General features: G+C 36.6%; 3 protein-coding genes. All 3 read right to left on the bottom strand.

The features are described 5' to 3' along the window. Window positions 1-204: hypothetical protein (locus ACIQZI_RS23860; RefSeq protein WP_403078237.1), on the bottom strand; the 204-nt coding region annotated here is incomplete at its 3' end. 298 nt (window positions 205-502) lie between these two features. Beyond that, entirely contained in the window at window positions 503-979 is a 477-nt protein-coding gene (locus ACIQZI_RS23855) for a DUF5342 family protein (RefSeq protein WP_403078234.1), read from the bottom strand. A 71-nt stretch (window positions 980-1,050) separates the two neighbouring features. Next, window positions 1,051-1,137, bottom strand: coding sequence for a hypothetical protein (locus ACIQZI_RS23850; protein ID WP_403078288.1), 87 nt, complete (start codon window positions 1,135-1,137; stop codon window positions 1,051-1,053). Window positions 1,138-1,155: the final 18 nt, after the last annotated feature.

Here is a 1,155-nt window from a genome sequence, read left to right as displayed (position 1 = left end):
CATGCCAGGGCCGAATCCCATGCCAGGACCGAATCCCATGCCAGGGCCGAATCCCATGCCAGGACCGAATCCCATGCCGGGACCGAATCCCATGCCAGGTCTACCAAATCCCATGCCAGGGCCGAATCCTCCAAATATAATTCTTTCATCATTTTCTATTTGTTGAGGTTGATTCCATGGGTATTGTAATTCTGTGTACAACATAATTCCTCCTCTATTTTTAAAACACAATAATAAATAATATGTTAGACTTCGTGTGAATTCTTGGGTATTTAACTAGATCCGGAAATAGACTCCGCAACGGCAATAAAACCACGCTGAAACAGCCTTGATAATGCCGGATCAACTTCTCCTCCTGCCATGTTAGTGGAACAAGGGCGTTTTTGAGGATTTTATTGAATGTATGATTTTATACAAAATCATACATTCGGAAAAAACCCTGGATGTTTTGGGAACAAAAAAGGTAGGCATCATTTAGATACCCACCTCTTATATATTTAGTCTATTGATGACATTCATGAATTTGATTATCGAACAATGATTTTACTTTAAAATCTTGATATACGTGGTTAGCCATCAAGTCATACACTTTCGATTCCAAATCTTGAAGGTCATCTTCTTCTAGGTTATTTTGGGGTTGAGGATGAAACCATTGAATTTCTTCATCGTGGAAAATCCCATGATAATTATCGCCTTCAAAGGTTAGCGTAAATTGATGACGTTCATGAACTTGATCTTCGAACAATGGTTTTACTTTAAAATCTTGATATACGTGGTTCGTCAGTAAGTCATACACTTTCGATTCCAAGTTTTGAAGGTCATCTTCACCAATATTATGCTTAGGTTGAGGATGAAACCATTGAATTTCTTCATCGTGGAAAATCCCTTGATAATTATCGCCTTTAAAGGATAACGAAAACTGATGACGTTCATGAACTTGACCTTCAAACAATAGTTTTACTTTAAAATCTTGAATCATGATAAAACCTCCTGCGGTTATTTATTGGACTTTTCTTTAAATGATTTTAAATCGTTCGTACCATGGCTCTATCAATCTTTCGTGTTTGGATCAACTTTCAAAATATCACCTGTTGATGCATCAATATCCACAACATATTCTGTATCTTGATTTACAATAGAAATTTCGTATTTTTT

Source organism: Peribacillus sp. NPDC096379, from assembly GCF_044762875.1.
Classification (GTDB): domain Bacteria; phylum Bacillota; class Bacilli; order Bacillales; family DSM-1321; genus Peribacillus.
This window is presented reverse-complemented; position numbering and strand designations above follow the sequence as displayed.

Excerpts from the sequence above, each read along its gene's own strand:
- ACIQZI_RS23855 (WP_403078234.1), bottom strand. The coding sequence starts at position 979 with ATGATTCAAGATTTTAAAGTAAAACTATTGTTTGAAGGTCAAGTTCAT.